Source organism: Enterobacter sp. MGH119 (genome assembly GCF_001037675.1).
In the GTDB taxonomy this organism is placed as follows: Bacteria; Pseudomonadota; Gammaproteobacteria; order Enterobacterales; family Enterobacteriaceae; genus Enterobacter; species Enterobacter hormaechei_C.
In genome coordinates, this window is sequence record NZ_KQ089929.1 from 2,076,458 (window position 1) to 2,103,103 (window position 26,646).

The following is a 26,646-nucleotide window of genomic DNA, read 5'->3' on the forward strand; positions in this document are numbered from 1 at the left end:
CTGAACGTTACGCCTTGTCATCGTCATACTTAAACGTGAGAAGGAAAATCAGCGCGATCGCCGCGGCAGCCACCGCCGGGATCCACCAGAATGTGACCCACGCCTGCGGCACGGTCTGTCCTGCCACCAGGCGGTTGTAGAGCGCGCCGGAAATCTGAGAGCCGAGCAGCATGCCGATGCCGTAGGTGAACATCACGATCATGCTCTGCGCCTGGCCTTTGACCTTTTCGCCCGCCACGCGGTCGGTATAGATAAAGCCGACGACAAAGAAGAAATCGTAGCAGACGCCGTGCAGCAGAATGCCGAGGTACAGCAGAATGCGCCCCTCTTCGCTGACGCCCAACGCGAACATGGCATAACGCACAAACCACGCCAGCATGCCGATCAGCAGCATGACTTTCACGCCCAGGCGGCGGAACAGCAGAGGAATAACCAACATGAAGACGATCTCAGACATCTGCCCGAAGGACATGGCGGTGCTGACGTCGGCAATGCCGGCATCCGCCAGATACGAGGCGGTGTAGGCGTAATAGGTGCCGAGCGGGACAGAGATCAGCATCGCGCAGACGGAGAAGACGAAGAAGTGGCGGGTTTTAAGCAGCGCGAAGGCGTCCGCGCAGAAGAGATCCCGCACCTTAACCGGCAGGCCTTTTGCCGGCGCTGGCGTGTGCGGCAGCGTCAGGCTGTAGACCGCCAGCAGCACGGAGCTGACCGCCGCCACCTGGAAGATGGTGACGCTGGACGCCACGCCGGTGACGCCGATGAAAATGCCCGCCGCGATCCAGCCGATGGTGCCGAACACGCGCACTACCGGGAAGGTTTTATCCACGTTCGCCAGGCTGTGAAACGCAATGTTGTTGGTCAGCGCCAGTGTCGGCATATAGCAGAGCGTGTAGCCAAACAGCAGGCCAATCAGCAGCGCGCCATTCTCAGCAATCAGCGCCCCCGGCACGAACCAGAGGATCGCCGCGCCCGCGAGGTGCATCACCGCCATCACCTTCTGCGAGGCGAAGAAGCGGTCCACCAGCATCCCGAGCACGAACGGCGAAAGAATGGAAGCGATGGGCCCGGCAGAGAACGCGTCGCCAATCAGCAAAGACATGTTGTGCCGGGTCATCACCAGGCCAAGCGTGACCGACCAGCTACCCCAGATAAAAAATTGCAGAAACATCATCAGCGACAGACGCGGCACCAGCAGCCGGTGTTGCGTTATCGCCTTTTCACTACTCTCAGTTGACACCATGATAAGCCTCACCCGGAAAAAGTAATCGATTACAAAACAGTTCAAATAAAAAGTAATCGATTACAAAATAAAGATCCTGTGGATCGAAACGGAATTGGGAGGGGGGTCACGATAAAGGTGGAGTGATACTTTGTAGGCCCGGTAAGCGCAGCGCCACCGGGTGTGAAGGCAGGCAGTGTGGTGCGGTCTGGTTTGGTGCGGTCTGGTGCCCTCACCCCGGCCCTCTCCCACAGGGAGAGGGAGAAAACCGCGCTACTTTTTGCGCGAGAGCTTAAATGCAATAAACAGGAACACCACCCACACCGGCAGCAGCATCGCTGACAGGCGCATCTCATCCATGGTGCACATCAGCACCAGAATCAGGCCGAGGAAGGCGATACAGAGGTAGTTCCCCGCCGGATAGAGCAGCGCTTTAAACTGCGTCTCGCGCCCCTTGCGGCGCATCGCCGCGCGGAAGCGCAGGTGCGCCAGGCAGATCATGATCCAGTTAAGCAGCAGCGTGGCGACAACCAGCGCCATCAGCAGGCCAAACGCCTCTTTCGGCAGCAGATAGTTAATCAGCACCACCAGCGAGGTGATAGCGCCAGAAAGGAACAGCGAGTTGACCGGCACGCCGCGACGGCTGACGCGGGTAAGGAACTTCGGCGCGTTACCCTGCACGGAGAGGCCAAACAGCATGCGGCTGTTGGAGTAAACCCCGCTGTTGTAGACCGACAGCGACGCCACAAGAATGACGAAGTTCAGCGCCGAAGCGACCACGTTGCTGTTCAAATCGTGGAAGATCATCACGAACGGGCTACTGTCAGATTTCACTTCCACCCACGGGTAGAGCGCCAGCAACACCACCAGCGAGCCGATATAGAACAGCAGGATACGGTACACCACCTGGTTGACCGCTTTCGGGATGCTTTTGTGCGGATCGCGCGCTTCAGCCGCGGTGATGCCAATCAGCTCCAGCCCGCCGAAGGAGAACATAATGACCGCCAGCGAGAGGATCAGCCCTTTCCAGCCGGTCGCCAGGAAACCGCCGTGCTGCCACAGGTTGTCGATGCTCGCGCGCTCGCCGCCGTGGCCGGAGAACAGCAGCCACAGGCCAAAGCCGATCATGCCGATAATTGCCAGTACCTTGATCAGCGCAAACCAGAACTCGGTTTCACCATACAGGCGCACGTTGACGAGGTTAACGGCGTTAATGATGATGAAGAAGGCCGCCGTCCAGATCCACGTGGGCACGTCCGGCAGCCAGTACTGCATGTAGATGCCGGCGGCGGTCAGCTCCGCCATCCCCACCAGCACGAACATCACCCAGTAGTTCCAGCCGGAGAGGAAGCCTGCGAACGGGCCCCAGTATTTATAGGCAAAATGCGCGAATGAGCCGGACACCGGCTCTTCAACGACCATCTCGCCGAGCTGGCGCATGATCAGGAAGGCGATAATCCCGGCGATACCGTAACCCAGCAGCACCGCCGGACCGGCCATCTGAATAGCGGGGCCGATGCCGAGAAAGAGCCCGGTACCGATTGCGCCGCCAAGGGCAATTAACTGAATATGTCGATTTTGCAAACCACGTTGCAGCGTCGGATTCTGATCCGACGAGGCTTCAGCGCTACCATGGCCTGAAGCGGATGACGCGTCTTTCACGCCCTACCCCTGTCTCTTTTTTAGAAGGGGCACGTTTTAACACTTCATGCTGGTGGTAGCAAGCTTAACGCCGGGCCAGCGCATGCGCCCGGCGGATAAACGTCACGACCCGATGATCCCGCCGTCCGCTTTGGTAATCACCACCGTTGACGATCGCGGACGCCCGTTCGGGCTGGCGTCTGGCCAGTTGGAAACAGCGCGCGGATTGGCCGGGTCGGTAATATCATCCCCGCCCTCCCCCGGATGCTGAATGTTGATAAACAGCGTGCGGTTGTCCGGCGTAAACGCAATGCCGGTGATTTCGCACCCGCGCGGCCCGGTCAGGAAACGGCGATACTCGTTGGTGCCCGGAATGGTGGCCACCATCTGGTTATTGCCCATCCCCTCGTAGGCTTTCTTATTGATGGTGCTGGAGGAAACGTCGGTCTGGATCCACAGCACGCCCTGGTGATCGAACGACAACCCATCCGGGCTGCCAAATGCCGCGCCCTGCATCGAGCCTTTGGCTTTGGGATCGTCGCCGTCGGTGCGCCCGGCCATGACCAGAATATCCCACTTAAAGCGTGCGGCGGCAGGATCGGCACCCTCTTCGTGCCAGTGCATGATGTGACCAAACACGTTATTAGCGCGCGGGTTGGCGGCATCCACCGGCGCCTTGCCCTCTTTACCGCGATCGCTGTTGTTGGTCAGCGTACAGTAGACGCTGCCGCTGGCGTGCGGATCGACGGCTATCCACTCCGGGCGATCCATTTTCGTCGCCCCCACCACGTCGGCCGCCAGACGGGTTTTAATCAGCAGATCGCCCTGGCTTGCAAAACCGTTGCTTTTATCCAGGCCATTTTGCCCGAAGATCAGCGGCAGCCAGTCGCCGCTGCCGTCCTCGTTGAACCTGGCGACGTACAGCGTGCCGGACGTCAGCAGCTGCATATTGGCTTCCCGGTTCGCGGGATCGTATTTTTTATCCGAGACAAACTTATAGATGTACTCAAACTTCTGGTCGTCGCCCATGTAGACCACCACGCGATTATCGGCGGCGAGCGTGACGGCGGCCCCCTCATGCTTGAAGCGGCCGAGCGCGGTGTGCTTGCGCGGGGTGGAGGTCGGGTTGTAGGGATCGATCTCCACCACCCAGCCGAAACGGTTGGGTTCGTTAGGGGTTTTATCAACGCTGAACCGCTCATCCACCTCGTTCCAGCGGTACGATTCATCGCTGTCGCTGATGCCGTAGCGTTTTTCCAGCGGGTTGAGATCGGCTTTTTTGACAAAAATGTCCGACCAGTTCTCCTCGCAGGTGAGATAGGTGCCCCACGGCGTGTGGCCGTTGGCGCAGTTCTGCATGGTGCCCAGAACGCGTTCCCCCTGCGGGTCGGCGGCGGTTTTCATTAAATCCTGATGCCGCGCCGGGCCGGTAAGCTGCATCGGCGTATTGACGGTAATACGCCGGGCGAAGGAAGACGGACGCACTACCTCCCAGCCGCTGCCCGTTTTTTTCACTTCCACCACCGACACGCCCATCGCGTTCTGCCCCTTGCGGGCCTTGTCGAGACTCCAGTTCGCCGTACCGTCGGTAAACAGCATTCCGTTGTCGATGTACTCATGGTTCAGCGCCAGCAGGCCATGCTCCGGGTTTTGCGCCCCCTGCGGCAGGCTAAACCACGCCATGCCGTCGTGGTGCATGCCCGCCTGCACAGCCTGTTCGTCTGTGGTATTGCTGGCGTCCGGCTTAAAGGCCGGCATGTTGTCTTTGATCCCCGTCGGATCGCCCCAGCGATAGAACGGGCGGGCGATATAACCTTCCGGCACCCTGACCGTGTCTTCCGTAGAGACGTCGATGCTGGTAAAGCCCAGGGAAACCGCTTTTGCCAGCGCGGAAGGCTTCGATACCGCGGCAATCGCATTTTCGGGTGTGATCAGATACGGGAATGATACGGCAGCCCCCGCTACGGCCCCCATCTGGAGAAAACGGCGGCGCGAGAGGAACACTTCTGCAACCTCGGAGAATACCGGGTTAGCGCTGCGGTTACTGATATCGTCGCGATGTTCTTTTTTAAATACGGATTTGAGGGGTCTGCCCATAGCGGCTTCCTGTCATTGGCCAAGAGGTAAGGTTGTGGCGACCAGTGTAAGAAGCTTTTATTACAATTTTATAACACGACAACGAAGGGATTGGGGCGTCCCTGCCCCGGATAACGAGGTGGAACGCTTAGAACTCGTAGCCAACCGAGACCTTAAAGGTACGCGGCTCGCCCTGAGTAATGTAAGTACCGGAATCGTCCACGCTTGACCAGTAGTTCTCGTTGGTCACGTTGTCGATACCTGCCCGTACGGTCATCTGATTTTCATTGTGGTTCACCGCGAAGCGATAGCGCATGCCCAGATCCAGCGTGGTGTAGCTGTCCAGCTTTTTGCTGTTCGCAAGATCGGCATACTGCGTGCCGGAGTGGTTAACGCGCGCGGTCGCCGTCAGGCCTTCAATCGGCTTGATATCGTACTCTGCGCCCAGCACGGCGTAGAAGCTCGGAATACCGATCGCATCGTTGCCCTGATTGACGCCGTTTTTGGTTTTGGTCAGCTCGGCCTGCAACCAGGTGGCGCTGGCGTTCAGACGCATCCCGAGCATTGGCTCGCCGAAGACGTTCAGCTCCACGCCGCGGTTACGCTGTTCTGCATCCAGGCCGTAGTGACCGCTGTCGTCAAGGATCGCCGACGGCATTTTGATCTCAAACAGCGCCAGGGAGCCGCCCACGCGGCCAAAGTCCGCCTTTACGCCCACTTCGTTCTGCTTAGAGTGAACGATACCGGTGCTCTGGCCGTAGTTGTTTGCTGAGCGAGGCGCGGTTTCACCGGGCTGTAACGCCTCGGTGTGGTTGGCGTAGAGGGAAATTTCCTCCCACGGTTTATAGACTACGCCGTAGGTGGGCATCCAGCGGCTGCCGTCGAAACCGTCCGCGTCGTTTTCCGCACCGGTGATTTTGTTGTACCCGCGAATCACCACTTTCTGATGCCGCGCGCCTGCGGTGAACAGCAGCTTGTCGTCCAGCACGCCCAGGGTATCGCTCAGCAGCCAACCCTGCGTGCGGGTGCGCCCGCTGGTCAGCGGATCGCTGTATTTGCCGCCTGAGCCGTTGAGGTTGGAGCTGTCCGGCATATCGACGCCGGTGTTGTGGTAGATGTTGGTGGTCGGATTATCCTTCGTCGCCGACATTTTCCACGCGATCTTTTCGTTTTTGGTCATCGCCGAATAGCCAACATTGACCTTGTGCGAGACGAATCCGGTAGTGAAGTTACCGCGAATGCCCGCCATGCCGCTGACAGAATCGCTGATGCGGTTGGTATCAAGACGGCTGACCACCGCATTACCGCTCTTATCGAGGAGCTTCGGCGCGCTGTAGATCCCTTCTTCGTGCGCGTGCTGCGCGCCGAGACCGGTATACGCCGTCCAGCTATCGGTGATGTCATACTCGCTGCGCCACATCCCGAACTCGTTTTCGATATCGCTGTAGGCCCACTTCTGCGAGAAGTTGCGATCGTTCTTCGGCGGTTCAGGCACAAAATCCACCGCCGAGATGTTGACGCTGGTCGGGCTGCCGTGGAAGGTTTTTTTCTGGTAGCCCAGGTCCAGCGAGGTGCGGAAACGGTCGCCCTTGTAATCCAGGCCGGTGGAGAGCAGCGTGGTGCGGCGGCGGTCGTTCGGCACGCCGGTTTCCCCTTCGCGATGCACGAGGTTCACCCGCGCGCCAAACTGGTCGTTATCGCCAAAGCGGCGGCCCGCATCCAGCGTGGTGCCAATCTGGGAATCCGAGGTGTAGTCCACACCCACTTTCGCCTGCGGGGTGTCGCCCGCGTGTTTAGGCTCAAGGTTGATCATCCCGCCCACGCCCGAGCTTGCGGCACCGTTCATCAGGGAGTTGGCCCCTTTGAAGATCTCGATGCGGTCGACCATCTGGGCATCCACCACCTGACGCGGCAGCACCCCGGACAATCCGCCAAAGGTCATGTCGTCGCCGTCAAACTTCAGGCCGCGAATGCGGAAGGTTTCCGCGCTGTTGCCGTAACCCTGAACGAACTGCACGCCCGCGTCGTTGGCAACCACGTCAGCAATGGTTTTTGCCTGCTGATCTTCCACCAGCTTCGAGGTGTAGCTGATGATGTTGAACGGCACGTCCATGGCGTTCTGCTGACCGAGCATACCCATGCGCCCGCCGTTCGCCACCTGCCCGTCAAGGAAGGCGGGCACCAGCTGGTCGCCGCCGGGTTTGAAATCACTCCCCGCCGTGGACTGGACGACGATGGTGTCCTCTTTTTTCTCATCCGCCGCAAAAGCGGAGTGGGTTACCGCGCCGATGGCAATCGCCAGCAGCGTTTTGTGCATTGTGGTGTTGTTCATAATGAGCTCTTAACGTGCGCGCAAAAATGACCCGTTGTCGGGCCTTAAAAGTTATTAAAAGAAATGCAAATGAGAACTATACGCATTATGTATACGTAATCAAGTGTAAACGGCCTCTCTGAGCGAGAAGCGGCAAGAAACAATGTTGGGTGGGAGGTAGGGCGCGCAACCACCCCGAAACAGGGGTGGTTACTAAGGTATTATTTTTTCTTGTAAATATCGGCGGTGCCGTGAATTTTGTTGTTTGTATTACCGGAAGTCAGCACCAGTACATCAGCACCTTCTTTATCGGCCTTTTCGACCAGCTCTTTTTTCGCATCGTCGACAGAGACTTCGTTAGCCGTGCTCACGGTACCGATTTTTTCATACTGTGATTCAACTTTCTCAAACTCGTTTTTCGTCAGCAGTTCAGCCGCAAAGGTATTGGTGGTAAACAGAAATGCAGCGCCCATCAAAATAGCAGTCGTTTTTTTCATAACCTTTTTCCTTGAGATTAATCAGCAACTACAAAAAGCCCCACGAGTGAGAGTGAGGTGATATGAGCATGGTAGAGGAATAATAAAATTGCCACAGCGTAAGAAAAATACTGTTATAACAGTCAATTGTGCTGTGAAAAATGTGCGTTAACGCTACTTTCGCGATGGGTGTTTCATGAAGAAAATCAGGCTGGCTTGAAACTGGCGTAAGCGCCTGTTTTTAAATGGCACGCCCTGTAGGATTCGAACCTACGACCTACGGCTTAGAAGAACGTAGAGTACTATTTAACGCACTGTAATATCATTGGTTTTTCCGCGCTCGCAACGCGTTTGTGTCATTACGTGTCGTTACCTGCTTTCTCGTTTTCTTGTGATACATCCATGCATGACACATCTATGACACAGAGAATGCATAGCCATGCCCCTTGCATCGCTATGTAATTTCCCAATCCCACAACTTTGCGTAGCTCCTTCCAGTTTCGCAACTTGCCGCTTTACGCCCAATGCCTTCATCAGCATAATCACCACCGATCCGATTGTAAGATTTATCAGGTGCGCACCTCTTTTATCGGACAACAAGCAAATCTGAAAATCTCGTAGTGTATCGAGGCGACAGCATTTCTCGCTTCATTTGCCATTGCTGCTGTATACCCTGCCCGGCAAAATAGAGCGTGCCCTTTCCGTCCTTTGCATTCAGGTGATCCAGTACCTCCATTAACTTCTCACTACCAGCTCGGGGAGCACTGTCATCGAACAGGTTTAGTTGGGCCACGCCCTGGCTGAAGAAGTCACCCAGCATGACGCCCGCTTTCTGGTACCGGTGACCGTCCTTCCATATTTTGTCCAGACACTTTACCGCGGCGTTGATGATGTCTCTGCTGTCCTGAGTTGGCGTGAGCAGCCTTACCGATGCGCTGTTTCCGTAATACGGCTCATTAAGGGCAAATGGAGAGGTCTTAACGAAGGCGGATATAAAACGGCAATACTGGTGTTCTCCCCGCAGCTTCTCAGCACCACGGGCCGCATAGCTGCAAATAGCCTGCCTCATCTGCTCATAGTCTGTAATGCGTTCGCCAAACGATCGGCTGCATACAATTTCCTGCTTTACCGGGGCGAACTCCTCCAGATCCAGACATGGCTCGCCGCGCAGCTCCCGGACGGTTCGCTCCAGCACAACGTTAAAGTGTTTTCGGATAATCCACGTACTCTGCTCTGAAAGGTCCAGTGCGGTTTTGATGCCCATAGCGTTCAGCTTCTTGCTGATGCGCCGGCCAACTCCCCAGACATCCTCCACAGGAACAAGCGCCAGTAGCCTGCGCTGCCGGTCGACGTTTGAGAGGTCAACCACCCCACCAGTCTGCCGTTGCCATTTTTTCGCAGCATGGTTAGCCAGCTTAGCCAGCGTCTTGGTCTGGGCTATGCCGACGCCGACTGTGAGATGTGTCCGCTGTAAAATAGTCGCGCGGATCTCTTTCCCGAACTCAGTCAGGTCACGGCAATTCCTTACGCCGGTAAGGTCGCAAAAGGCTTCGTCTATGCTGTAAATTTCCACACGCGGGCTCATTTCTTCCAGCGTGGTCATTACCCGGCTGGACATGTCTGCGTACAGCTCGTAGTTGCTGCTGAAGCAAACAACACCAGCGCGCCGGAACAATTCCTTCTGCTTGAAGAACGGCTCACCCATCGCTATCCCGACTGCCTTTGCTTCTGCGCTACGCGCTATTACGCAGCCGTCATTATTCGAAAGAACAACCACCGGCCGACCACGCAGGTCTGGTCTGAATACCGTCTCGCAACTTGCATAAAATGAGTTCACATCGACCAGGGCAAACATCACATCACCGGATTGTCGTCTGTGAACGCCGCAGCGCCATTGATAAAAAAGGTCACAACTCCCATGACATCGACTTCATCTAAAGCATCACCTTCTATGCATTCACCGTCTTCGGTGATGAGCGAACCGCCCATAACGACCGCGAATTGTAGTTGGCCGAACGCATGCACCAGCACGCGCGTTCCGTTGGTGGGCGGAAGATCAGGCTGAAAAAGCGCATAACCACCTGACGTTTCAACCAGGCATGAGTAGCGGTTAACCCCACATAACTGTTCAAGCCTGTATCGCTGAGCTTTTGCCTCCATAGCTCCTCCCAAAACAACTGTATTTATATACAGTATCGTCAAATATGAGAGTCGATCAAGTTGGACAGTGATGCTAAACTTCAGACCTTTCCGAATTCACTGATTTCTATAATGTTAAAGTTATTCGCCAAGTACACATCGATAGGTGTTATCAATACGCTCATTCATTGGGTAGTGTTCGCTGTTTGCATCTACGCATTCCATACAGGCCAGGCACTTGGCAACTTTGCCGGATTCGTTGTGGCTGTGTCTTTCAGCTTCTTTGCAAACGCCAGGTTCACGTTTAAGTCCTCGACTACCACTCTGCGCTACATGCTTTACGTAGGATTCATGGGCTCACTGAGCGCTGCTGTTGGTTGGGCTGCTGATAGGTCCGGAATGGCCCCGATCGTGACTCTCATTCTCTTCTCCGCCATCAGCCTAGTGTGCGGTTTTATTTATTCAAAGTTCATTGTCTTTAGGGATGCGAAATGAAAATTTCTCTGGTCGTTCCCGTCTTCAACGAAGAAGACGCGATACCTATTTTTTATAAAACGGTTCGGGAATTTGAAGGGCTTCAGCAGCATGAAGTAGAGATAGTCTTCATCAATGACGGCAGTAAAGACGCGACAGAGTCAATTATCAACGCGCTCTCTATCGCTGACCCACTTGTGGTTCCACTGTCTTTCACACGCAACTTTGGCAAAGAGCCAGCTCTGTTCGCCGGACTAGATCACGCTACTGGTGAGGCAATTATCCCGATAGACGTAGACTTGCAGGACCCTATCGAAGTCATTCCTCACCTGATAGAGAAATGGCAGGCCGGGGCTGATATGGTTCTTGCTAAACGCTCTGACAGATCTACCGACAGCAGGTTAAAGCGTAAATCTGCCGAGTGGTTCTATAAGCTTCACAATAAAATCAGCAACCCGAAGATTGAAGAAAACGTTGGTGACTTCCGTCTCATGTCTCGTGAGGTTGTAGAAAATATTAAGCTTTTACCTGAGCGTAACCTTTTCATGAAAGGTGTCTTGTCATGGGTTGGTGGGCGCACTGATGTAGTCGAGTATGCCCGAGCCGAGCGCGTTGCTGGCAGCACGAAATTCAATGGATGGAAACTATGGAACCTTGCCCTTGAGGGCATTACAAGCTTCTCTACATTCCCGTTGCGCATGTGGACTTACATCGGCTTGTTCGTGGCCGGTGCAGCTTTCCTCTATGGTGCGTGGATGATTTTCGACACGTTGGTGTTCGGTAATGCTGTACGTGGTTATCCATCTTTACTTGTGTCTATTCTTTTCCTTGGCGGCATTCAGTTGATCGGGATTGGTGTTCTCGGAGAATACATAGGAAGGATTTACGTAGAGGTTAAAAATAGACCGCGCTACGTCTTGAAGGGAAAAAGAAATGATTAACAATAGACATATTGCAATGTTATTTGCCGGACTGAGTATATTTAGCTTAATAGCTGTTATTATTACATTTGTTGTGTGGAACAAGCCGGAAAAGTTATCTTTTGGCGTTGATGACATCGTTCTTAATGATGTCAAAGGTAATGTTGAGAAATGCAACATGAATGATTCTTTGCTTTATGCAAAAGGCTGGATATTCTCTACTAACAATTATAAAGGCGTGTACAAGGGAAACACATATGTCGCAATTAATGAAAATGGAACGCTTTACAAGGTAAAAACTGTTAGAGAGGACAGGCCTGACGTTACTACGTACTTTAAGGAAAAAAAGAAAAAGTATGACTTAAGCGGATATTCTGCTTCATCACGATTCGGATTGTTTGGCGTTGAACCATCGCGCGAAATTTTTATTATCACAGAGCACGAAGGTGTTATTAGAGGCATGAAATATGCTTGTAAATAATCGAAACAGCTTAAATTCAATATCGTTTTTGACGATAGCAATATGTTTGATTTATGTTTTTTCTTCTGTTGTTTTTAAGGATATCACTGATGATCACTTCTTTTCGACAGCGTTAAGCAAGTATTCGATTTTTGAAATACTTAAAATAAGATATGACACATGGAGTGGAAGAATTCTGATAGAAGCGTTCTTGATGAAAACCATCAATGTTCATCTATTCCCTCAAATTGCCATATCTCTTTCATGTATTTTACTTGCATTCTCTGTATCGAAACTGGCAAGCATTGATGGACGGGTGACAATACCGTTCATTGCATTGTCTATGCTCTTGTTTTTATCTGACTTCCACACTAACAGGCAAGCAACTCTGTGGATTACTGGAGCTTATAACTATATAATTCCAATTTCTATTGGACTGTATGCCGTGACAATTTATCTTGATATGGATCAGTCCATTTTTAAGAAGTTGTCTTCATGTGTACTGATTTTTCTTGCCAGCAATAATGAGCAATTCGCTGTTACCGCCATAATAGCAACGGCCGTTATCATGATTGTTAAATTCAAAGCAAAGGGGTTAACAGCTTATGATGCTGCGTTCACTGTATCTCTGCTCTGCGGTGGCGCAATTGTCTTGGCTGCGCCTGGTAACGTTGTGCGTCTCCATTCAGAAATAATCAACTGGATGCCGGACTTCGAAAACTATGGAGTTCTGTACAAGTTGTCAGTAGGTGTTGATAGAATTTCAAATCAAGTTAACTTCGAAGATAATTTTCTTTTCATTGCATGCTGCTTTGCTTCACTCTCATATCTGTTACTAAGGGAAGAACAAAGCATAGCGGTTAAATCCATGGCTCTGGTATTTACTTTAAAAATAGTTACCTTTCTACTATTGTTCTATCCATCAACACATATAAGTGAATTATTGCGTTCTGATAATTATATTAAGCCCTCATCTTGGGGGCATGCATCAGTATACTTAAATTACCTTATAAACCTTGTTTCGTTATCATCCATTTTAATTACATGTTTGATGGCTTCAAGCTCGAAAAAAGAAGCAACAAAAATAAGCGTTATCTTAGTTTGCGGAGTCCTTTCCGCGCTAATGATTGGTTTCTCTCCTACAGCTTACGCAAGTGGAACCAGAGTTATGTTCTTGTTCGATATAAGCATCGCTGTTGCTACAGTATTCATGATAAGGAATATCTTTAGCCGACCGCCAGCCATCGGTTGTGGCTCAAGACCCAATTCCCTATAGCGTTGATATACGTCGCTGTGACTCTTGTTGTTTTTATGACCGCGGTATTTGCTGCGGTCATATCAAGAGGGAGACCTGCAAATGTGACGTTAGTTAAATTGGCACCTCTAACAATTATATCAATGGTCATTCCGTTGTAAGTACTTCCAGAAACAGAGATGTTGTCATTATTAACAACATTGACATAAAAAATATTATTCCCTGACCGAAGGTTAATGCTTGCAGGGAGGACAACACTTGCTACTCGACCAGTTGCGCGGTTAACGATAGCACCGGTTACAACGCCGAGTGAAGATATACCTGTATCGCGGTGATAGTCTATGTAGCAATCTGTGTTGCTTGTATCTATATCGTAATATCCAGTTGAGCGAGATCCTCTTAACTGTGTATCTCTAATTACACAGCCAACTGTATTCCTTGCGCCGACGCAGGCCGCACCCAGCTCTGTAGAATGATGAGTGCCATCAACTACAGCACCTTTTGACCCGGACAAACGAACATCATTTATTTTGTTTCCTTCAAAATAAACGTTGTTCCCAATCATCGTACCGTACGCACCATTATCCAGGATTCCATAACGCTCACTGTTTTGAATGAACCCTGAACCGATCATGATTGAGAACGTACTGAACGTTGTAGTTCCGTTGCCTTCGCTGCCATCTTTCGTGCTTCGAATCAGGATCCTGTAGTCAGGTAAAGCGCCTGATGGGTCTGCACTATACATGTTATAGTTGTCGAGAAGACAGGCATTTGCTCCATCTTCGTACACGCAGCAAAGTGAACCAGAACCACCATTTAGTATTTCGAGGCCATCATTTTTAAATCCATAACACAATGTGCTAACAAGTACGCCAGTGCAACTAGCACCCAATCCCATATCAATCCAGGAGTTAAAAATGCCACTATTGTTCCTGCATCTAACAAACTTAGCGCCAGTGACTCCTGTCTTGTTGTTAAATGACAGCCTGAACCCGAATATTTTCAGGTTTCTGACATAGCCTGTTAACGTTATTGATGGATCTGCATTCAACATTATTATGTTATTTGCATTGGCAACCAGCTTAGCCTTGGGGTGGAAGTATATTCTGGTATTCTCATAAAGGTTATAACCAGTATTAAGAACATAATCTGTAGTTAGTCCATCCTCAGTAACATCAAAATAAATATTACCTCCAGCCTGGAGCGCGGACTGTATATCTGCCTGAGACATTGTTGGGAGTAATCGCACACCCAAAAAAACCTTTTTCTTTGGTGCATAATCTTCCCATACACTGCCCCCACCCCATGAGCTACCTATATGTTTGTCGCCACCAGGCGCTGCTAACATAGCTCGTAGAGTAGAGTCACCTACGCTCAACCATGCCCCCACGCCAGTTCCGCCAGACGTAGACGGAGTTGAACCAGACGGGACAGTCTTAGGTAAAACACCGTCCCAACGGTAGTATGCACCATCTGTAGTATCTTTAAGAATTTGGTTAGGCAAAGTTAACGTAGCGCCATCCTGGAAGGTTCCTACAGGTATCCATCCATACTGGGCAATAGCCTGTTGCGCCAGCCAACGCAGGCCTTCTATGGTGTAATGAGCATTGCCAAAGCGATCGATGTATTGCAGCGTTAAAGACGTAACGAATTCGTCAATTTTCCCCGCGTTATACTTCAGGTCGCGATAAGATTCGCTTGGTACAGGCAAATTGGTAGGTTGCGTAGCCATATTGATTCCATAAAAAAACCCGGCACGGTGGCCGGGTTCGGTTGGTCGGGGACGGTTCTTATTGATAGATGGCGTCGCTGTATTCAGCGACGGTCAGAGATACCGTGTTATCTGTGTTAGGTTTGATGCTGTTTACCGTCCATAGCTGACTGTCCAGTTCCTCAACGGTCGCGATGAGGTAGCGGGACGGGAGCTGCACAGTGTCTCCGTTCCAGATATTGAGCTGAATGTTGGGGATAGCCGCGGTGAATCCGTACTTCGTGTCGCCACGCGCCGCCGCTGGATAACGCAGCGTCGGGTTACCCAGGCTGTCTGTCACCAGCACATACATCGAACCGGTAAACGTGATCGGCTCGCTGGTATCAAAGTTATTACCGGCGCGCCCGGTGATGTAACCCTGTTGCTGGTTGCTGTCGTAGATGTCGGGCATCTGAATGACGCTACCGACCTGGATAATGCCGTCCTCAAACACCTTGGCGTTCATCTTCACGCGCGAGTAGATCAGGCGCTTGGTTTCGCGCAGAGCTCGCTCCCGGGCCTGATACTCATTACGGAAGCCGACGATCTCCAGCTTGTTCGGGTTCTCCGCTTCCTGTTCAACGATAGCGCCGTTCAGAACCCGGTAGTTGATGTACGTCTTGTTGTTCGTTGTCGGGTGGACGTAGGACACCTGAACGCCGTCATAACCGCCCGGAAGAGTAGCTTCGTACGTCATTTTGTACTCGTCAGTCTTCATGTTCGCCCGGTTGAATACGGCCGCCGGGTAATCAACCTTCTGGTCTCGAGTAAACGTCAGCACGCCGTCATCCCAGTACGCCACCACCGACGCCGCATTGCAGATCGCCTGCACGCGATCGCCGAGTGAGTCGTTCTCGTCGTCAAACGTGTAGTCGAAGTAGCCCAGTCGCTCATCAGGCAGGCTTTCGGCGATCGAGTACAGCCCGTACAGGTCAATGCTGCTTACCGGCTGCTCACCCATGATGAGCCAGGTGTGAGCCACTGCATCAGCGAACGAGCGCGACGGCCTCAGGGTGTAGCGCCTTCGCTGATACCGTGTTGTGATGCTATTTCTCGGAGGGACATCACTCCGGCCCGGTACGCCGTCTCGATGGCCTCCCAGTCCGGTTTTGCCATTATTCACTCCAATAAAAAAAGCCACCAGCGAGTGCCAGTGGCTTGAATGTGGTAATCAGAAATGGGTTCGAACCGTTGGGACAAACAATATTAAGCGCTCACCCGCTGGATTAAAGTAGCATCACGCTTCGTCTGGCCGATATGAACTCCTGTATCACTCTACTGACGTATAGAACCAAGCATGCCCCATCCTACTGCTACGCGCCAGTCTCGCTGCTTTCAACCAATCAGAGCATCATAAGCCTCGATAATTTCTTTCCTGCTCACGTATCTGTCGGCTGCCACCAATATGACTCCACTTTCGCCTTTCAGAAAAGTTGAAAAAAAAATCACCACATCCAAACACCTCACCTCATCATTAGCATACAGATAAAGAATCTTGCTCCGATAACTTCGAATTTTCAGCAACTTAGCAGGCTCATCATCAGCAAAAATCAATAGCTGTGCCATAAAATCTCCTTCTACACATAATTCCTTACAAGAGAAGATTGTTAGTCCCATGAACACTCAATCACATTGACGAATCTTTTGCCTGTGATTTACGTTACCTTTAATAGCCCAAAAGTCTTTTTTAACTCATACACCTGAATTCAATTCTGAAAGAAGTGAAAATGGCAGCAAACAAATCACCAGGAGTTTAACTTTCTTTAATTAGTTATAGTGCAGAATGCTTAACCCTGTATATAGAGTTCGCTTCTTCGCACTTTTCTTTCAAGTATATGAACCGGGTGGATACTTCACTGTTTGAGCAGTTCGTCACAATGCAGTAACCCTCTACCCATGCCTTTTCATCCTTTTCGGCAAACAAACTTTCGAAAATGGCAGCCCAAGTGCTGTTAGGCATGCGTTCCAGTTCAAAATACTTCATTGTCCCTCCCTCACGAAGGGTTCTGTACTCATCCAATCCTAAGATTTTCATACTGCATCTCACGGTCTTTTTAATGTTATGATTTCTAGCATCATATCCAGGCTTTTCCTACCCCAAAATCCATGGGACTCTGCATTTTATCATCATTAGCAACCAGCAGATGAGCTTTGTAATGGCCGGCTTAGCTAATCAGCAACTCAGGCTGCGTAACCTGCATGATGTGCTCATGCTCGAGCTCCAGAACGCGCTTCTCTTTCTTCCGCTCATTCATCAATCGGCTTCCGATCGTGCCTTTCAGCTTTGAGCGCGTTTCTTTAATGGCGAAGCGGTGCTGCATTTCTTCACCCATCGCCATGCGTCGGTTTAGCTGCTCGGCCATCCAGTTAAAGGCATTGATATAACACTCCTTTACTGCGGCAGCTGTTTTGCCAGTGAATCCCATCACGAGCATCATGCATCCGTCGCGGGTGATGTTATACATAGGCTGAACATCGCCATTTTTATCAATGAAATCAATGGGCGCAAAATTGCGCTGGGTGAAGTCATCGGAGCATTTCAGGTTACGTATGGCACGCAAAACGTCTTTGTGTCGCTTGCCAAAGTAATCCGCCACCTTGAGTGATGTGGTGATTATCTTGTTGTCGAGGGTCGTGACCATTTCACGAAAATCGAAAGCCGGAATAACTGACGGATTATTCATAGCGTTTACCTTTCTTTGAGATGAACCTTTGCCGCATAGGAAATCAGCCCGTCGAGGCTCGCCAGCACTAGGGCCGCCGTTAAGCGGCTGTGTTATTCGCCCCAAGGAGCTGGGCGAGATCTGGGCGGATATCTGCTGGCTTAAGCTTGCCGTTGGTTGCAGACACAATCTTCATTACATAGCGGGCATCAATGCCACCACCGTGCAACCAGCGCCATACCGTCGGCTGCGCTACACCGCACAGGTCGGCTAATTTCTTCTGGCTACCAGCGATATCAATGGCGCGCTGGATGGTTTTGTTCGTCATATTCCAATTCCTATGAGTATTGGTGTGAATTGATAATAGCAATGCGTATTGATTTAGGCAATAGCTAAACGTGTTTTGACCAACAATACGCAAGCGTATAAATTTAAACTCATGAAAAAAGAAACTCTTGCAGAACGCCTGAATCAGGCAATGGACTTATCTGGCATGTCTCAGGGCGCTTTAGCTAAGGCGTCTGGCGTTGCTCAGCCCACCATCTGGAGGCTGACCAGTGGCAATGCCAGGGGCTCAACTAAAATTGTTGAGATCGCCAATGCGCTTGGCGTTCGGTCTGAGTGGCTTTCAACCGGAGTTGGCCCGATGCGTGACGATGGTCAAATGCCCGCAATTTCGCAGCCAAAAACAGAGCCGGCACCTACTGACACCTTCCGCATTGAAGCGCTAGACTTTTACGTAAGCGCTGGACCTGGAGCCATCAACAGCGAGTTCGTAGAGGTGCTTAGATCCGTGGAATACTCAGTGGAAGATGCTCGCCGGATGTTCAATGGCAGAAAGGCTGAGCAGATCAGAATCATTAATGTTCGCGGCGATAGTATGTCCGGGACCATTGAGCCAGGCGATTTGCTGTTTGTCGATATCAGTGTTCAACACTTCGATGGTGATGGAATCTACGCCTTCATATACGACGACACGTCCCACGTGAAACGCTTGCAGAAGATGAAAGATAAGCTGCTTGTCATTTCCGACAACAAGACTTACCGCCCATGGGAACCGATCGAAAAAGAAGAAATGAACAGGATACTCGTATTCGGAAAAGTCATTGGCAGCATGCCACAAACGTATAGAAAGCACGGCTAACACACCCAGACACGAACCAGACCCAGCACAACGCTGGGTTTTTTATTGCCCGCAGCCAGCCCATTCGTCACAGCAATACCCGCCGCAGTAAAAAAACGATCTGAATCTCAATCCATCGAAAAAATATCAAAATAAATTCCTTTAGCTATCAATGCATTAATAGCAATCGCTATTATTTAATATCAATACGTATTGCTATAAACAATACTCATAGCTATTATCAACTCATCGAAACGAAACATCGACAGCTGAGCGAAGTTAGCCAGCGGCGGAAAGCAACTCGCCTGCTCATTAAGAATTCAGTCAAGCAGCAAATCACCCGGAGCGCTCCTGGCAAATTGAAATGGCGCCCAATGGGATTGAGGCAGGTGTGTAACGCGTGGCGGGTATAGCACACGAAGAGGACTCCGCACCGGAATGGTTTGCTGCTCAGTTCCCGAACATCGGGGAATCTTTACCAGCAGCTCTTTGCAAGGGGCTGACGGTAAACAAAGAGAGGGGTGGTATGGCAGATAAAAAAACGGCGCCACTACAGCTAAACGTAGACGCCTGTGAGGTGCTTATTCAGATCGGGGAGCTATTAAGGTTACTTGAACTTCCAGCCAGTTCCTTTGAGGGAATTTCTGAACATGTCGTCGAGCTGTTTTTTAACCGTGTCCGTAGCCTGATTGACAACGTCATCTTTAGTGATTTCTCGGCCACAGTCAGCACAACTGACGCCGGTGAAATTTGTATCAAAGTCAAAATCATCGGGCTGGTTGAACATCTCACTTCCACAGTCAGGGCACACGGTACGCATGGTTTGCATGAATATATCCTTTCTACTGTTGGGGAGATTAAAGAGTAAGCGATTTCTTGCTGTTGGGGAATAGCAGGAGAGCACGCGCCGGGCGTGGCTAAACATCCCGGCACTAATTCAAGCTAAGGCTGCCTGATGGCGGCCTTTTTTGCGGGTAATTACAGAGGGTAATGCGATGGGGTTTAAGAAAGGAGATGTTGTTACGTGGTCAAGCCAGGCCGCGGGCAGCTGGAAGACGAAAACTGGTGTGATTACGGAAGTGTGGGAATACAAAAAACAAAAGCGTTACACCGTAAAAGTTGATCCGAAGGAAGGCTCTACGGCGAAACCAAAGTTTTACTACCCACGCACATCAGCACTACAGAAAGTGTCATGACCCGCTTCGGCGGGTTTTTCATACCTCAGTCGCTTCACCGAGGCGGCTTAGTTATGACAACCGGCGGCCATCCACCGCCCATTAGCGCAGAAGTTTTGTATTAACCGTTCCGTTCGCCGCGATAAGGCTAGAGGGTTAACCCGACTAAATTATTTATATGCTTTTAAGTTTTTCTCTGAGAAATCCAATACAGAATAAATACTGAAAAACCAGTAATGGAGGAGGCAATGAGCAGCACAGCATACATTTCATTTTGTTTTTTATCGGTCGAAACACCAAACTTTACTAGAAAATATGCACATAACCCAAAGCAAATCGAAATAAAAACCTCAGAGTGAAATTTCAATGCATCAATCTCATCCTCTGAATCCTTAATATTAGCAATTGTAGCACCTAGCCATAAAAAAATGCTAATGCAAACAGCGAACTCTCCAATCGTGCGCGGAATTTCAGGGGTATAAAGCACATCGATTCCCAACAGGAATAGAATTGCAATTATACACCCTAACAGTGGTCTTATTTTCATCTGGAACTCTGTCATTTAATTATTCCACTAATTTATTACATAAAACCTCTATATCTCAATCCCCAACAATAATAGCTTTCATAAATCATTTAGGTGATCTTAAGGGAAATCGAATGAAAAACAGTTTAATTCATCAGGCCCAACGACTCGCTTCGTTCGCGGTGCTCCATCGCAATGCTCCGGCGTGGGAAGAAGCAAAGCGCCTTTACGCCGTCGCCATCGGGAGGACTCTTCACTGATGGAAACTTTATTCGCACTCGTCCTGACCGTGGCAATGACCAACGGTGATTATCAGGATGTGATTCTCGGAGTTTATGATAGCCCGCAGGAGTGCAGCCTGGCTGCTACAGAGCAAAAAGTAACAGCTGAATGCTGGCCAGTAGAAAGCATCCTCCGCGACGGCGAGTTCCCGGCGAAAGATATCGCGCAGCACTAACCACCCTATTCAACCGATCGGCCTGGCTAAATGCGGGCGGGATCTGCACATCCAAAATTCAGGAGTTCAGCCATGAACGCATACCTCACTTACGACCGCATCGAAGATCGGCGCTGGGTTGAGCAGCAGCTCGACGACGAGAAAGAGAAGTGGATCGACGACCAGGCGCAGAAAATCATCGACATGATGCCAAAAGAACCGTCCGGCCTCTTCCACTTCACGGTCCCGATTGACTCCAGTCCATACGAAGGACTTCGCAGCGATAAAGCTGGTGAGGCCTACAACGATTTCATTTCGGCAGTTGCTTACACCCAGGCGGAATACGACTGGGAACACCGTACCGGCTGCCCGTTTTAATTTTTGAGGGGATTAACGATGGCAAACGAATTAACAATCACGGCGAGTTCGCTGGCGGAAAAAGGTATCGACGTCGCTACCTGGAGCGCGCTTAAGAACAGTATCTACCCTGGCGCCAAAGACGAATCGGTAATGATGGCGCTCGATTACTGCCGTGCCCGCCAGTTGGATCCTTTGCTAAAGCCTGTTCACCTCGTGCCGATGAGCGTCAAAGACTCGAAAACAGGTAAAAGTGAATGGCGCGACGTGGTCATGCCGGGCAATGCAATCGACGCAAAGCGCCGCGAACGCGGTGAACCAGAATCAATCATCGTCTGGGAAAACGTCCCCGGCGTACTCAGCAGCAAAGACAATGCCTTCGGGTGCTTTCTGGCAGGACTTGTCGGAGAAAGCAGTGAGTTGCAGCCAGCAGGGGGAAAATGGACGCACGCAGGTTGTGTGTCTGGACCAGAAAGGGTTATTGCCTGGCGCGTCCTTGATGCTCAATTTTTCGGAGTGGCCCAACGACGCCGCCGTGTGTTCGTTGTCGCAAGTGCTCGAAAAGGATTCGATCCCGCAGAAGTACTTTTTGAGTTCGACAGCGTGCGCCGGGATTCTGCGCCGCGCCGAGAAACGCAAAAGGCTGTTGCCGCCCTTACTGCACGAGGCGTTGGAACGTGTGGCGCTGACGACAATCAGGCACAAGCAGGACACCTGATAGCTCAGTGCGCTAATGGTGACGTTAGCCACACATTAAAGGGTGAAGGGTTTGATGGCAGTGAGGACGGAACCGGGAGAGGTGTTCCAGTTGTAGCTTTCGGCGGTGGCAATACTGCCGGTCATATTGATGTAGCGACCGCCTGCACCGCGCATGGGATCAGGTTAGATTTTGATACTGAGACTTTCGCAGTGCATGGCACGCAGGATCCAGATACCAATCGGGAACTGGCACACACACTAGGCCGCAACAACGGCCAAGAAAACGCCTGCATTGCATTTAGCTACAAAGATAATGGCGCTGATGCTACGTCGGATCTGTCACCAACGATTCGCGCAGGCAACCAGGATAAAAGCCATGCTAACAGCGGACAGCCTCCAGCTATTGCGTATGCATTCAAGGCCGGACAGGGTGCGAAAGCGGGTGGCATTGGTTATGCGGAAGAGCAATCACCGACATTAACCAGCGCCAGCAGCGGAACCAACCTTGCACCGGCGGTAATGCATGGTATTGCCGTGCGCCGCCTAACACCGATTGAGTGCGAGCGCCTTCAGGGCTTTCCAGATAATCACACTCTGATCGGCTGGCGCGGGAAGGATGCTACCGAATGCCCGGACGGGCCACGCTATAAAGCGATCGGTAACAGCATGGCGGTACACACTGCCACTTCGCAACTGTAGACCGGGACGAGCTTATGGCTTTCGGGGCGAAACTTCTCTCCCGCCGGGAGGCCGCATGACGCCAGCAAATGAAAACGCCGTCCGCGCAGCCTGCCGCCGCTGCACCGAGGAAATACAGCAGGCCATGCGCAAGAAGCCAAAGCCTAACTGGAACGAAACGGTGCCTCCCATCATTAACAAGCATCACAAGAAAATAGAAGCTCTGGGAGTTAGCCTCCTGGAGTTCGTCGTCAAAACTGGCCGCCTTAACGGGCGGTTTGGAGCCGAACAATGACAACAGAATTTAAACCCCTACCCGTCGAACGCGACCAATACGGCTACTGGACTCACCCGCTTTACGATGAATTTTGCGATGGGCGCGAGTCTATCTCACCTGATGAATTTAACGCCTGGTTGGATAAGAACGGCCTTGAGTGGAAAGTGGAGTACCGCGATGAGGATGATGTCGATCCCGATGTGGACGGTTATGACATCTCAGCGTGGCAGCCCGAACCCCCAGCCGGTGATGGTTGGTTTGTCGGTTCAATTCACGAAACGGAAGATGGCGCCGTCTGCATCTGGCTGCGAAACGTTGGCGGTGCAGCATGAACAGAGCATCACCAGTTGATTTGAGGAAAAGCCTCGAAATCGCCAACCACCTCGCACACATCGGGATTCGCTTTGTGCCGATCCCGGTGGCTACCGAGGAAGAATTCCAGACGCTGGCCGCCGATTTATCGCGACGGCTTGAGATGATGGCAGTCGAAGCCGAGAAGAATGAAGGCGGTGCAGCATGAGCATGGAAAAATTCATTAAGCCATTCCCTTTGACCGACATTACCACCCCACGAAATGGTGCTGAGGTATTGCTGGATAACTACTGGCTTACGAAAGATGGCATGTATTTCAAATCAAAACGCGGCGGCACTCACCAGTGCAATCGAGACAAGCGCGTTGTCGATAAAGTGTACGCAGAACTCCTTTCTTCTGGATATGAATGCACACACATTCCTGTGGCTTATATCAAGAGAGGGTAAGCATGAAGGCACTAATCACAAGGTCGCTATCGCGGCCTTTTTTATTGCTGGCGTTCACCTTCAACCGAATTAACCGACAGTTCCGGGAGCATTGACAATGGCCGACATCATCGATACCGCAGCAGAGATTGAAGAGCTTCAGCGTAACGCTGCCCTTTCCGCTCACCGAGTGAACCGTAACGACGTATCAGCTGAGCGTTGTGAAGAATGCGACGAACCGATTCCCGAGCCGCGGCGCGCTGCCGTTCCCGGCTGCCAGACCTGTGCGGATTGCCAGAGCGTCATCGAATTGAGGAATAAGCAGAGGGGGATTTGATGGATTACAGCAAGTTGAGTGATAAGGAAGTTAATCGAAAGGTTCAGATAGCTTCAAGACTAATTGGTTCAATGACGGGTAGAGGCGTCCTAATTGTCAGGGATGGAAAGTGGGAATTCTTCGATCCGTGCAATAACCCGGCAGATGCATGGCCGATTATCACCGCAAATAAAATCAGCATTTACGCAATGAGCGACGCGGACAAAAGAGGCGGTTGGGGGGGGCTGAGGCTTTTCATCCCAACGATGCATATAGCTTTAACGATAACCCACTTCGTGCCGCAATGATTGTCTTCCTCATGATGCAGGAGTCAGCCAATGTTCAGGATGGCGTCTGATAGTTGTACATAAGCGCATCAATTATGTTAATTCTCTCTTTGATTAAATACGACAAGGAGAAAGGAATGTTAATTGATGTGAAGTTTCAGGAGACCGGTATTGTTAAGACTTTTGATCTTGATGATGAGCCGGAAATACATGATGTCATTACGCTTTATGATGGTGGAAAGGAAGAGGATTTCTGGGTTGTAAGTGTCAGCGGAAGAATCTATGGCCACAATACGACTGTACCAACATCAATTACAGTCAAAAGGGCTCATCCTTAGACAGAATAACCCTTTCAACTAACCGCCTCCGGGCGGTTTTTTATTGCATCAGGGTAGCCTATCGCCCCGCGAGCGGCATGAGGAGAGATTATGCGCATCACTATGACGGTTAACTCAACGCTGGATATTGAGAGCGCCATCGCAGCATTGCGACATTTCGTCAGCGAGAAGAAGCCGAATGATGGTACGAGCGATGTGTGGGGAATCGGCATTACCGGAGGAACCTACTTTGCAGTGGGTGTTAAGCCAAACGGCAATTACACGGTTAAGCAGCAGGATTGAGGAGAACTATGAGCACCATTCAGGACATCCGAAACCAATTATCTAGTCTGGTCACCGAGGCGCACAAGGTTGCGCGCTCCCTCGAAATTGGAGACGAGCGAACGGAAGCTTTTGAGCTTTACGAAGCGCTGCGAAGACTTCAGCGCCAGGGAGCTGCAAGAGAGGTACTGGCGGCAACTAATCCATTATCTGGTTGCTCGCAAGTTGATGAAGATGATGACTGGTGGGAGGATGAAGGCTGACATTTAACAAAAAGATGGATGGATTTCTGGTGGAATTATCAGCTTGGTTATACATGGCGATTGGCGTCATTGTGGTTTACCTATCCGGTTGTTACGAACATCAATACTTCCGTGGGAAAAATGACGTATCCGGCACTACTAATCTTTTTCTTGTATTGTTCTGGCCTATTTTACTGGCAATCATCATCGTCACTATCATTTACCAGTTTATCAAATCCCTCTTTAAGTAAGTTCAAGTTAGCTGATCAATCGCAACGGATGATCGCGATCATCACCCATCAAGCAAATCTAAATGACGCAACTGATAGCCAGTTATGAGCTGGCTATTGGGTGCGAAAGCGCCACCTCGTGATCCCTTTTGCCCGGCCCCGCGCCGGGTTCTTTTTTGCCTGGAGGAAATGCATGGTTGAGGCAAAAACACTGACAGCCAGACAGGCGGCCGATCTACTAATCACCTCACCGAGAACTGTCTACCGTCTTATCGACTCGGGGCAGCTGGCCGGGAAGAAGATCGGGAACAAATACCGCACAACCGACGTTGCCTGTATTGCGTATTTACATGACCCGCGCGATCCTGTTTCCGCGAGCGCGGGTGAACATAAAGGAGAAATTTTATGTCAATCACCCTCAGAGGCGGCATCTGGCACTGTCATTTCGTTACGCCGTCAGGGAAAAGAATTAGACGATCTCTTGGTACGGGGGACAAGAAACAAGCGCAGGAGCTGCACGACAAGCTGAAGGCTGAAGCGTGGCGGGTGGATAAAATTGGGGAGCTTCCGACGAGGACATTCGAGGAATGTTGCATCAGGTGGATCCGCGAGAAGGAGCATAAGCGGTCACTCGATGACGATAAGACCAAAATCGAATATTTCCTACGACATTTCTCCGGCCGGGATATTTCAACCATCACTGCTGATCAGGTTCATGAGGCTGTTTCGAAGATGGTCAACCGTAAACATATTCAGGTCTGGGAGTCGCGCAGGGACGCGGCTATACGGCGTGGGAAGGAACCGCCACCGTATGTTGAGAAACCGGTAAGCCAGGCCACAAAGAACCAGCACCTTTCGTTCATGCGATCTCTGTTCAAGGCTGCGGCTAATGACTGGGGCTGGATTAAAACGGCCCCGGTTATAAAAACGAAAAAGCCTATCAGCAAACGCATTCGATGGCTGACCAGGGACGAGGCAGAACGGTTAATCGCCTGCATGCCGGAGTCGATAAAGCCGGTGGTGATATTTGCACTGGCAACCGGCCTGCGCCGCTCCAACATCATTGATCTGGAGTGGCAGCAGGTCGATATGCAGAGAAAGGTTGCATGGGTAAATCCGGAGAACGCGAAGGCGGGCAAGGCTATCGGCGTGGCTCTGAATGATACCGCATGCAGGGTGTTAAGGGATCAGATCGGGAAAAGTTCCAGGTGGGTATTCGTTCATACGAAGCCATCTACGCGTCCGGATAAAACCGTCACTCCGGCTGTCCGAAAAATGCGAGTGGATGACAATGTCGCCTGGCGCATTGGACTGGAAAGAGCGGGTATAGAGGACTTCCGTTTTCACGACCTCCGGCATACCTGGGCGAGCTGGTTAATTCAGTCCGGCGTGCCGTTGTCCGTTCTGCAAGAAATGGGCGGCTGGGAGTCCATCGAAATGGTCCGTCGATACGCTCACCTGGCACCGAACCACTTAAGCGAACACGCACGGAAAATTGATGCCATTTTTGGCAACCATGACACAAATACGACACAAGGAGAAAATCAGGCTGGCTTGAAACTGGCGTAAGCGCCTG

At 51.2% G+C, this 26,646-nt stretch carries 32 protein-coding genes and 3 pseudogenes; 22 read left to right on the top strand and 13 right to left on the bottom strand.

What is annotated here, in order from left to right; translation table 11 throughout:
• Positions 1-7: 7 nt before the first annotated feature.
• The 7 genes from SK53_RS09905 to SK53_RS09935 form a co-directional block, all read right to left on the bottom strand.
• The gene (locus SK53_RS09905; protein ID WP_045345806.1) at positions 8-1,243 is read right to left on the bottom strand and encodes an MFS transporter; all 1,236 of its coding nucleotides are present in this window, start codon (positions 1,241-1,243) and stop codon (positions 8-10) included.
• Positions 1,244-1,495: 252 nt separating this feature from the next.
• Complete coding sequence (pheP, locus tag SK53_RS09910; RefSeq protein WP_045345807.1) at positions 1,496-2,884, bottom strand: phenylalanine transporter; 1,389 nt, start codon at positions 2,882-2,884, stop codon at positions 1,496-1,498.
• Positions 2,885-2,986: 102 nt separating this feature from the next.
• Positions 2,987-4,960, bottom strand: a complete 1,974-nt coding sequence (locus tag SK53_RS09915) for a PhoX family protein (RefSeq protein ID WP_022650528.1) — start codon at positions 4,958-4,960, stop codon at positions 2,987-2,989.
• Positions 4,961-5,087: 127 nt separating this feature from the next.
• The gene (locus SK53_RS09920) at positions 5,088-7,271 is read right to left on the bottom strand and encodes a TonB-dependent receptor (protein ID WP_023324262.1); all 2,184 of its coding nucleotides are present in this window, start codon (positions 7,269-7,271) and stop codon (positions 5,088-5,090) included.
• A gap of 200 nt (positions 7,272-7,471) precedes the next feature.
• Positions 7,472-7,747 carry a DUF1471 family periplasmic protein YahO gene (yahO, locus tag SK53_RS09925; RefSeq protein ID WP_003858898.1) on the bottom strand — a complete coding sequence of 92 codons (276 nt, stop codon included), beginning with the start codon at positions 7,745-7,747 and terminating at the stop codon, positions 7,472-7,474.
• Positions 7,748-8,312: 565 nt separating this feature from the next.
• On the bottom strand, positions 8,313-9,581 hold the full coding sequence (locus tag SK53_RS09930) for a Y-family DNA polymerase (RefSeq protein ID WP_048209217.1): 1,269 nt from the start codon (positions 9,579-9,581) through the stop codon (positions 8,313-8,315).
• Positions 9,581-9,886, bottom strand: coding sequence for a hypothetical protein (locus SK53_RS09935; RefSeq protein WP_048209218.1), 306 nt, complete (start codon positions 9,884-9,886; stop codon positions 9,581-9,583). The genes SK53_RS09930 and SK53_RS09935 overlap by 1 nt, the downstream gene beginning before the upstream one ends.
• A 111-nt stretch (positions 9,887-9,997) precedes the next feature.
• Between SK53_RS09935 and SK53_RS09940 the strand changes: the two genes are divergently transcribed.
• The 4 genes from SK53_RS09940 to SK53_RS22725 are packed head-to-tail and all read left to right on the top strand — an operon-like array spanning position 9,998 to position 12,995.
• The gene (locus SK53_RS09940; RefSeq protein WP_048209219.1) at positions 9,998-10,360 is read left to right on the top strand and encodes a GtrA family protein; all 363 of its coding nucleotides are present in this window, start codon (positions 9,998-10,000) and stop codon (positions 10,358-10,360) included.
• On the top strand, positions 10,357-11,280 hold the full coding sequence (locus SK53_RS09945; RefSeq protein WP_048209220.1) for a glycosyltransferase family 2 protein: 924 nt from the start codon (positions 10,357-10,359) through the stop codon (positions 11,278-11,280). Before SK53_RS09940 ends, SK53_RS09945 begins: the two co-directional genes overlap by 4 nt.
• Entirely contained in the window at positions 11,273-11,740 is a 468-nt protein-coding gene (locus tag SK53_RS09950) for a hypothetical protein (RefSeq protein WP_045896319.1), read from the top strand. The genes SK53_RS09945 and SK53_RS09950 overlap by 8 nt, the downstream gene beginning before the upstream one ends.
• Positions 11,727-12,995: a DUF6056 family protein gene (locus SK53_RS22725; protein WP_059356204.1), complete on the top strand. Its 1,269-nt coding sequence runs from the start codon at positions 11,727-11,729 to the stop codon at positions 12,993-12,995. Before SK53_RS09950 ends, SK53_RS22725 begins: the two co-directional genes overlap by 14 nt.
• Here SK53_RS22725 and SK53_RS23825 read toward each other — a convergent pair.
• The 5 genes and pseudogenes from SK53_RS23825 to SK53_RS09980 form a co-directional block, all read right to left on the bottom strand.
• Positions 12,946-14,706, bottom strand: coding sequence for a tail fiber/spike domain-containing protein (locus tag SK53_RS23825; protein WP_048209221.1), 1,761 nt, complete (start codon positions 14,704-14,706; stop codon positions 12,946-12,948). The two genes, SK53_RS22725 and SK53_RS23825, sit on opposite strands and share 50 nt — an antisense overlap.
• Before the next feature lie 58 nt (positions 14,707-14,764).
• Positions 14,765-15,748 (bottom strand): annotated as a pseudogene (locus SK53_RS09960) (host specificity factor TipJ family phage tail protein); the annotation flags it as partial.
• Between the two features lie 311 nt (positions 15,749-16,059).
• A complete protein-coding gene (locus SK53_RS09965) occupies positions 16,060-16,290 on the bottom strand; it encodes a hypothetical protein (RefSeq protein WP_048209223.1) in 231 nt (76 codons plus the stop codon).
• Between the two features lie 599 nt (positions 16,291-16,889).
• Positions 16,890-17,408 (bottom strand): Rha family transcriptional regulator, encoded by a 519-nt coding sequence (locus SK53_RS09975; protein ID WP_042863127.1) that lies wholly within the window; start codon positions 17,406-17,408, stop codon positions 16,890-16,892.
• A 79-nt stretch (positions 17,409-17,487) separates the two neighbouring features.
• Positions 17,488-17,715 (bottom strand): helix-turn-helix domain-containing protein, encoded by a 228-nt coding sequence (locus tag SK53_RS09980; protein ID WP_025913385.1) that lies wholly within the window; start codon positions 17,713-17,715, stop codon positions 17,488-17,490.
• Between the two features lie 111 nt (positions 17,716-17,826).
• On the opposite strand from SK53_RS09980, the gene SK53_RS09985 reads away from it, so the two are divergent.
• Both SK53_RS09985 and SK53_RS09990 read left to right on the top strand, forming a co-directional pair.
• Positions 17,827-18,531, top strand: a complete 705-nt coding sequence (locus SK53_RS09985) for an XRE family transcriptional regulator (RefSeq protein WP_025913384.1) — start codon at positions 17,827-17,829, stop codon at positions 18,529-18,531.
• Positions 18,532-18,910: 379 nt separating this feature from the next.
• Complete coding sequence (locus SK53_RS09990; protein WP_240474974.1) at positions 18,911-19,378, top strand: hypothetical protein; 468 nt, start codon at positions 18,911-18,913, stop codon at positions 19,376-19,378.
• A gap of 491 nt (positions 19,379-19,869) precedes the next feature.
• On the opposite strand, the gene SK53_RS10000 is transcribed toward SK53_RS09990, so the two are convergent.
• Positions 19,870-20,247 carry a hypothetical protein gene (locus SK53_RS10000; RefSeq protein ID WP_047359655.1) on the bottom strand — a complete coding sequence of 126 codons (378 nt, stop codon included), beginning with the start codon at positions 20,245-20,247 and terminating at the stop codon, positions 19,870-19,872.
• Positions 20,248-20,470: 223 nt separating this feature from the next.
• On the opposite strand from SK53_RS10000, the gene SK53_RS10005 reads away from it, so the two are divergent.
• The 16 genes and pseudogenes from SK53_RS10005 to SK53_RS23915 all read left to right on the top strand — a co-directional run bounded on the left by SK53_RS10005 (position 20,471) and on the right by SK53_RS23915 (position 26,639).
• Entirely contained in the window at positions 20,471-20,668 is a 198-nt protein-coding gene (locus SK53_RS10005) for a DUF1482 family protein (protein ID WP_048209224.1), read from the top strand.
• A gap of 72 nt (positions 20,669-20,740) precedes the next feature.
• A complete protein-coding gene (gamL, locus tag SK53_RS10010; protein ID WP_047359657.1) occupies positions 20,741-21,025 on the top strand; it encodes a host nuclease inhibitor GamL in 285 nt (94 codons plus the stop codon).
• 18 nt (positions 21,026-21,043) lie between these two features.
• A pseudogene (locus SK53_RS23830) lies at positions 21,044-21,286 on the top strand (recombinase RecT); the annotation flags it as partial.
• A 936-nt stretch (positions 21,287-22,222) separates the two neighbouring features.
• Positions 22,223-22,402, top strand: coding sequence for a DNA cytosine methyltransferase (locus SK53_RS24060; RefSeq protein ID WP_369794029.1), 180 nt, complete (start codon positions 22,223-22,225; stop codon positions 22,400-22,402).
• A pseudogene (locus SK53_RS24065) lies at positions 22,378-22,461 on the top strand (adenine methyltransferase); the annotation flags it as partial. The gene SK53_RS24060 and the pseudogene SK53_RS24065, both read left to right, overlap by 25 nt.
• Positions 22,458-22,676: a hypothetical protein gene (locus SK53_RS10020; RefSeq protein ID WP_048209225.1), complete on the top strand. Its 219-nt coding sequence runs from the start codon at positions 22,458-22,460 to the stop codon at positions 22,674-22,676. The pseudogene SK53_RS24065 and the gene SK53_RS10020, both read left to right, overlap by 4 nt.
• Positions 22,673-22,990 (top strand): hypothetical protein, encoded by a 318-nt coding sequence (locus SK53_RS10025; protein WP_022651067.1) that lies wholly within the window; start codon positions 22,673-22,675, stop codon positions 22,988-22,990. Before SK53_RS10020 ends, SK53_RS10025 begins: the two co-directional genes overlap by 4 nt.
• A complete protein-coding gene (locus SK53_RS10030) occupies positions 22,987-23,178 on the top strand; it encodes a DUF1382 family protein (protein ID WP_048209227.1) in 192 nt (63 codons plus the stop codon). The genes SK53_RS10025 and SK53_RS10030 overlap by 4 nt, the downstream gene beginning before the upstream one ends.
• Positions 23,175-23,417 carry a hypothetical protein gene (locus tag SK53_RS10035; protein ID WP_045897004.1) on the top strand — a complete coding sequence of 81 codons (243 nt, stop codon included), beginning with the start codon at positions 23,175-23,177 and terminating at the stop codon, positions 23,415-23,417. Before SK53_RS10030 ends, SK53_RS10035 begins: the two co-directional genes overlap by 4 nt.
• Before the next feature lie 97 nt (positions 23,418-23,514).
• Complete coding sequence (locus tag SK53_RS10040) at positions 23,515-23,733, top strand: TraR/DksA family transcriptional regulator (RefSeq protein WP_045896259.1); 219 nt, start codon at positions 23,515-23,517, stop codon at positions 23,731-23,733.
• Complete coding sequence (locus tag SK53_RS10045) at positions 23,733-24,020, top strand: phage protein NinX family protein (RefSeq protein WP_053070165.1); 288 nt, start codon at positions 23,733-23,735, stop codon at positions 24,018-24,020. The genes SK53_RS10040 and SK53_RS10045 overlap by 1 nt, the downstream gene beginning before the upstream one ends.
• A gap of 116 nt (positions 24,021-24,136) precedes the next feature.
• Entirely contained in the window at positions 24,137-24,337 is a 201-nt protein-coding gene (locus tag SK53_RS10050) for a hypothetical protein (protein ID WP_156174853.1), read from the top strand.
• 90 nt (positions 24,338-24,427) lie between these two features.
• The gene (locus tag SK53_RS10055) at positions 24,428-24,619 is read left to right on the top strand and encodes a hypothetical protein (protein ID WP_048209230.1); all 192 of its coding nucleotides are present in this window, start codon (positions 24,428-24,430) and stop codon (positions 24,617-24,619) included.
• An 8-nt stretch (positions 24,620-24,627) separates the two neighbouring features.
• The gene (locus SK53_RS10060) at positions 24,628-24,861 is read left to right on the top strand and encodes a hypothetical protein (RefSeq protein WP_181011169.1); all 234 of its coding nucleotides are present in this window, start codon (positions 24,628-24,630) and stop codon (positions 24,859-24,861) included.
• A gap of 402 nt (positions 24,862-25,263) precedes the next feature.
• Positions 25,264-25,599, top strand: a complete 336-nt coding sequence (locus SK53_RS23600) for a helix-turn-helix domain-containing protein (RefSeq protein WP_072034965.1) — start codon at positions 25,264-25,266, stop codon at positions 25,597-25,599.
• Positions 25,482-26,639 carry a tyrosine-type recombinase/integrase gene (locus tag SK53_RS23915; RefSeq protein WP_242637236.1) on the top strand — a complete coding sequence of 386 codons (1,158 nt, stop codon included), beginning with the start codon at positions 25,482-25,484 and terminating at the stop codon, positions 26,637-26,639. The genes SK53_RS23600 and SK53_RS23915 overlap by 118 nt, the downstream gene beginning before the upstream one ends.
• The last annotated feature ends 7 nt before the right edge of the window (positions 26,640-26,646 follow it).

What these genes read in the sequence shown, in the direction of transcription:
- SK53_RS09905 (WP_045345806.1), bottom strand. Translation starts at nt 1,243, where the DNA reads ATGGTGTCAACTGAGAGTAGTGAAAAGGCGATAACGCAACACCGGCTG.
- SK53_RS09915 (WP_022650528.1), bottom strand. Translation starts at nt 4,960, where the DNA reads ATGGGCAGACCCCTCAAATCCGTATTTAAAAAAGAACATCGCGACGAT.
- SK53_RS09920 (WP_023324262.1), bottom strand. Translation starts at nt 7,271, where the DNA reads ATGAACAACACCACAATGCACAAAACGCTGCTGGCGATTGCCATCGGC.
- yahO (WP_003858898.1), bottom strand. Translation starts at nt 7,747, where the DNA reads ATGAAAAAAACGACTGCTATTTTGATGGGCGCTGCATTTCTGTTTACC.
- SK53_RS09930 (WP_048209217.1), bottom strand. Translation starts at nt 9,581, where the DNA reads ATGTTTGCCCTGGTCGATGTGAACTCATTTTATGCAAGTTGCGAGACG.
- SK53_RS09935 (WP_048209218.1), bottom strand. Translation starts at nt 9,886, where the DNA reads ATGGAGGCAAAAGCTCAGCGATACAGGCTTGAACAGTTATGTGGGGTT.
- SK53_RS09940 (WP_048209219.1), top strand. Translation starts at nt 9,998, where the DNA reads ATGTTAAAGTTATTCGCCAAGTACACATCGATAGGTGTTATCAATACG.
- SK53_RS09945 (WP_048209220.1), top strand. Translation starts at nt 10,357, where the DNA reads ATGAAAATTTCTCTGGTCGTTCCCGTCTTCAACGAAGAAGACGCGATA.
- SK53_RS09950 (WP_045896319.1), top strand. Translation starts at nt 11,273, where the DNA reads ATGATTAACAATAGACATATTGCAATGTTATTTGCCGGACTGAGTATA.
- SK53_RS22725 (WP_059356204.1), top strand. Translation starts at nt 11,727, where the DNA reads ATGCTTGTAAATAATCGAAACAGCTTAAATTCAATATCGTTTTTGACG.
- SK53_RS23825 (WP_048209221.1), bottom strand. Translation starts at nt 14,706, where the DNA reads ATGGCTACGCAACCTACCAATTTGCCTGTACCAAGCGAATCTTATCGC.
- SK53_RS09965 (WP_048209223.1), bottom strand. Translation starts at nt 16,290, where the DNA reads ATGGCACAGCTATTGATTTTTGCTGATGATGAGCCTGCTAAGTTGCTG.
- SK53_RS09975 (WP_042863127.1), bottom strand. Translation starts at nt 17,408, where the DNA reads ATGAATAATCCGTCAGTTATTCCGGCTTTCGATTTTCGTGAAATGGTC.
- SK53_RS09980 (WP_025913385.1), bottom strand. Translation starts at nt 17,715, where the DNA reads ATGACGAACAAAACCATCCAGCGCGCCATTGATATCGCTGGTAGCCAG.
- SK53_RS09985 (WP_025913384.1), top strand. Translation starts at nt 17,827, where the DNA reads ATGAAAAAAGAAACTCTTGCAGAACGCCTGAATCAGGCAATGGACTTA.
- SK53_RS10000 (WP_047359655.1), bottom strand. Translation starts at nt 20,247, where the DNA reads ATGACAGAGTTCCAGATGAAAATAAGACCACTGTTAGGGTGTATAATT.
- SK53_RS10005 (WP_048209224.1), top strand. Translation starts at nt 20,471, where the DNA reads ATGGAAACTTTATTCGCACTCGTCCTGACCGTGGCAATGACCAACGGT.
- gamL (WP_047359657.1), top strand. Translation starts at nt 20,741, where the DNA reads ATGAACGCATACCTCACTTACGACCGCATCGAAGATCGGCGCTGGGTT.
- SK53_RS24060 (WP_369794029.1), top strand. Translation starts at nt 22,223, where the DNA reads ATGCATGGTATTGCCGTGCGCCGCCTAACACCGATTGAGTGCGAGCGC.
- SK53_RS10020 (WP_048209225.1), top strand. Translation starts at nt 22,458, where the DNA reads ATGACGCCAGCAAATGAAAACGCCGTCCGCGCAGCCTGCCGCCGCTGC.
- SK53_RS10025 (WP_022651067.1), top strand. Translation starts at nt 22,673, where the DNA reads ATGACAACAGAATTTAAACCCCTACCCGTCGAACGCGACCAATACGGC.
- SK53_RS10030 (WP_048209227.1), top strand. Translation starts at nt 22,987, where the DNA reads ATGAACAGAGCATCACCAGTTGATTTGAGGAAAAGCCTCGAAATCGCC.
- SK53_RS10035 (WP_045897004.1), top strand. Translation starts at nt 23,175, where the DNA reads ATGAGCATGGAAAAATTCATTAAGCCATTCCCTTTGACCGACATTACC.
- SK53_RS10040 (WP_045896259.1), top strand. Translation starts at nt 23,515, where the DNA reads ATGGCCGACATCATCGATACCGCAGCAGAGATTGAAGAGCTTCAGCGT.
- SK53_RS10045 (WP_053070165.1), top strand. Translation starts at nt 23,733, where the DNA reads ATGGATTACAGCAAGTTGAGTGATAAGGAAGTTAATCGAAAGGTTCAG.
- SK53_RS10050 (WP_156174853.1), top strand. Translation starts at nt 24,137, where the DNA reads ATGTTAATTGATGTGAAGTTTCAGGAGACCGGTATTGTTAAGACTTTT.
- SK53_RS10055 (WP_048209230.1), top strand. Translation starts at nt 24,428, where the DNA reads ATGCGCATCACTATGACGGTTAACTCAACGCTGGATATTGAGAGCGCC.
- SK53_RS10060 (WP_181011169.1), top strand. Translation starts at nt 24,628, where the DNA reads ATGAGCACCATTCAGGACATCCGAAACCAATTATCTAGTCTGGTCACC.
- SK53_RS23600 (WP_072034965.1), top strand. Translation starts at nt 25,264, where the DNA reads ATGGTTGAGGCAAAAACACTGACAGCCAGACAGGCGGCCGATCTACTA.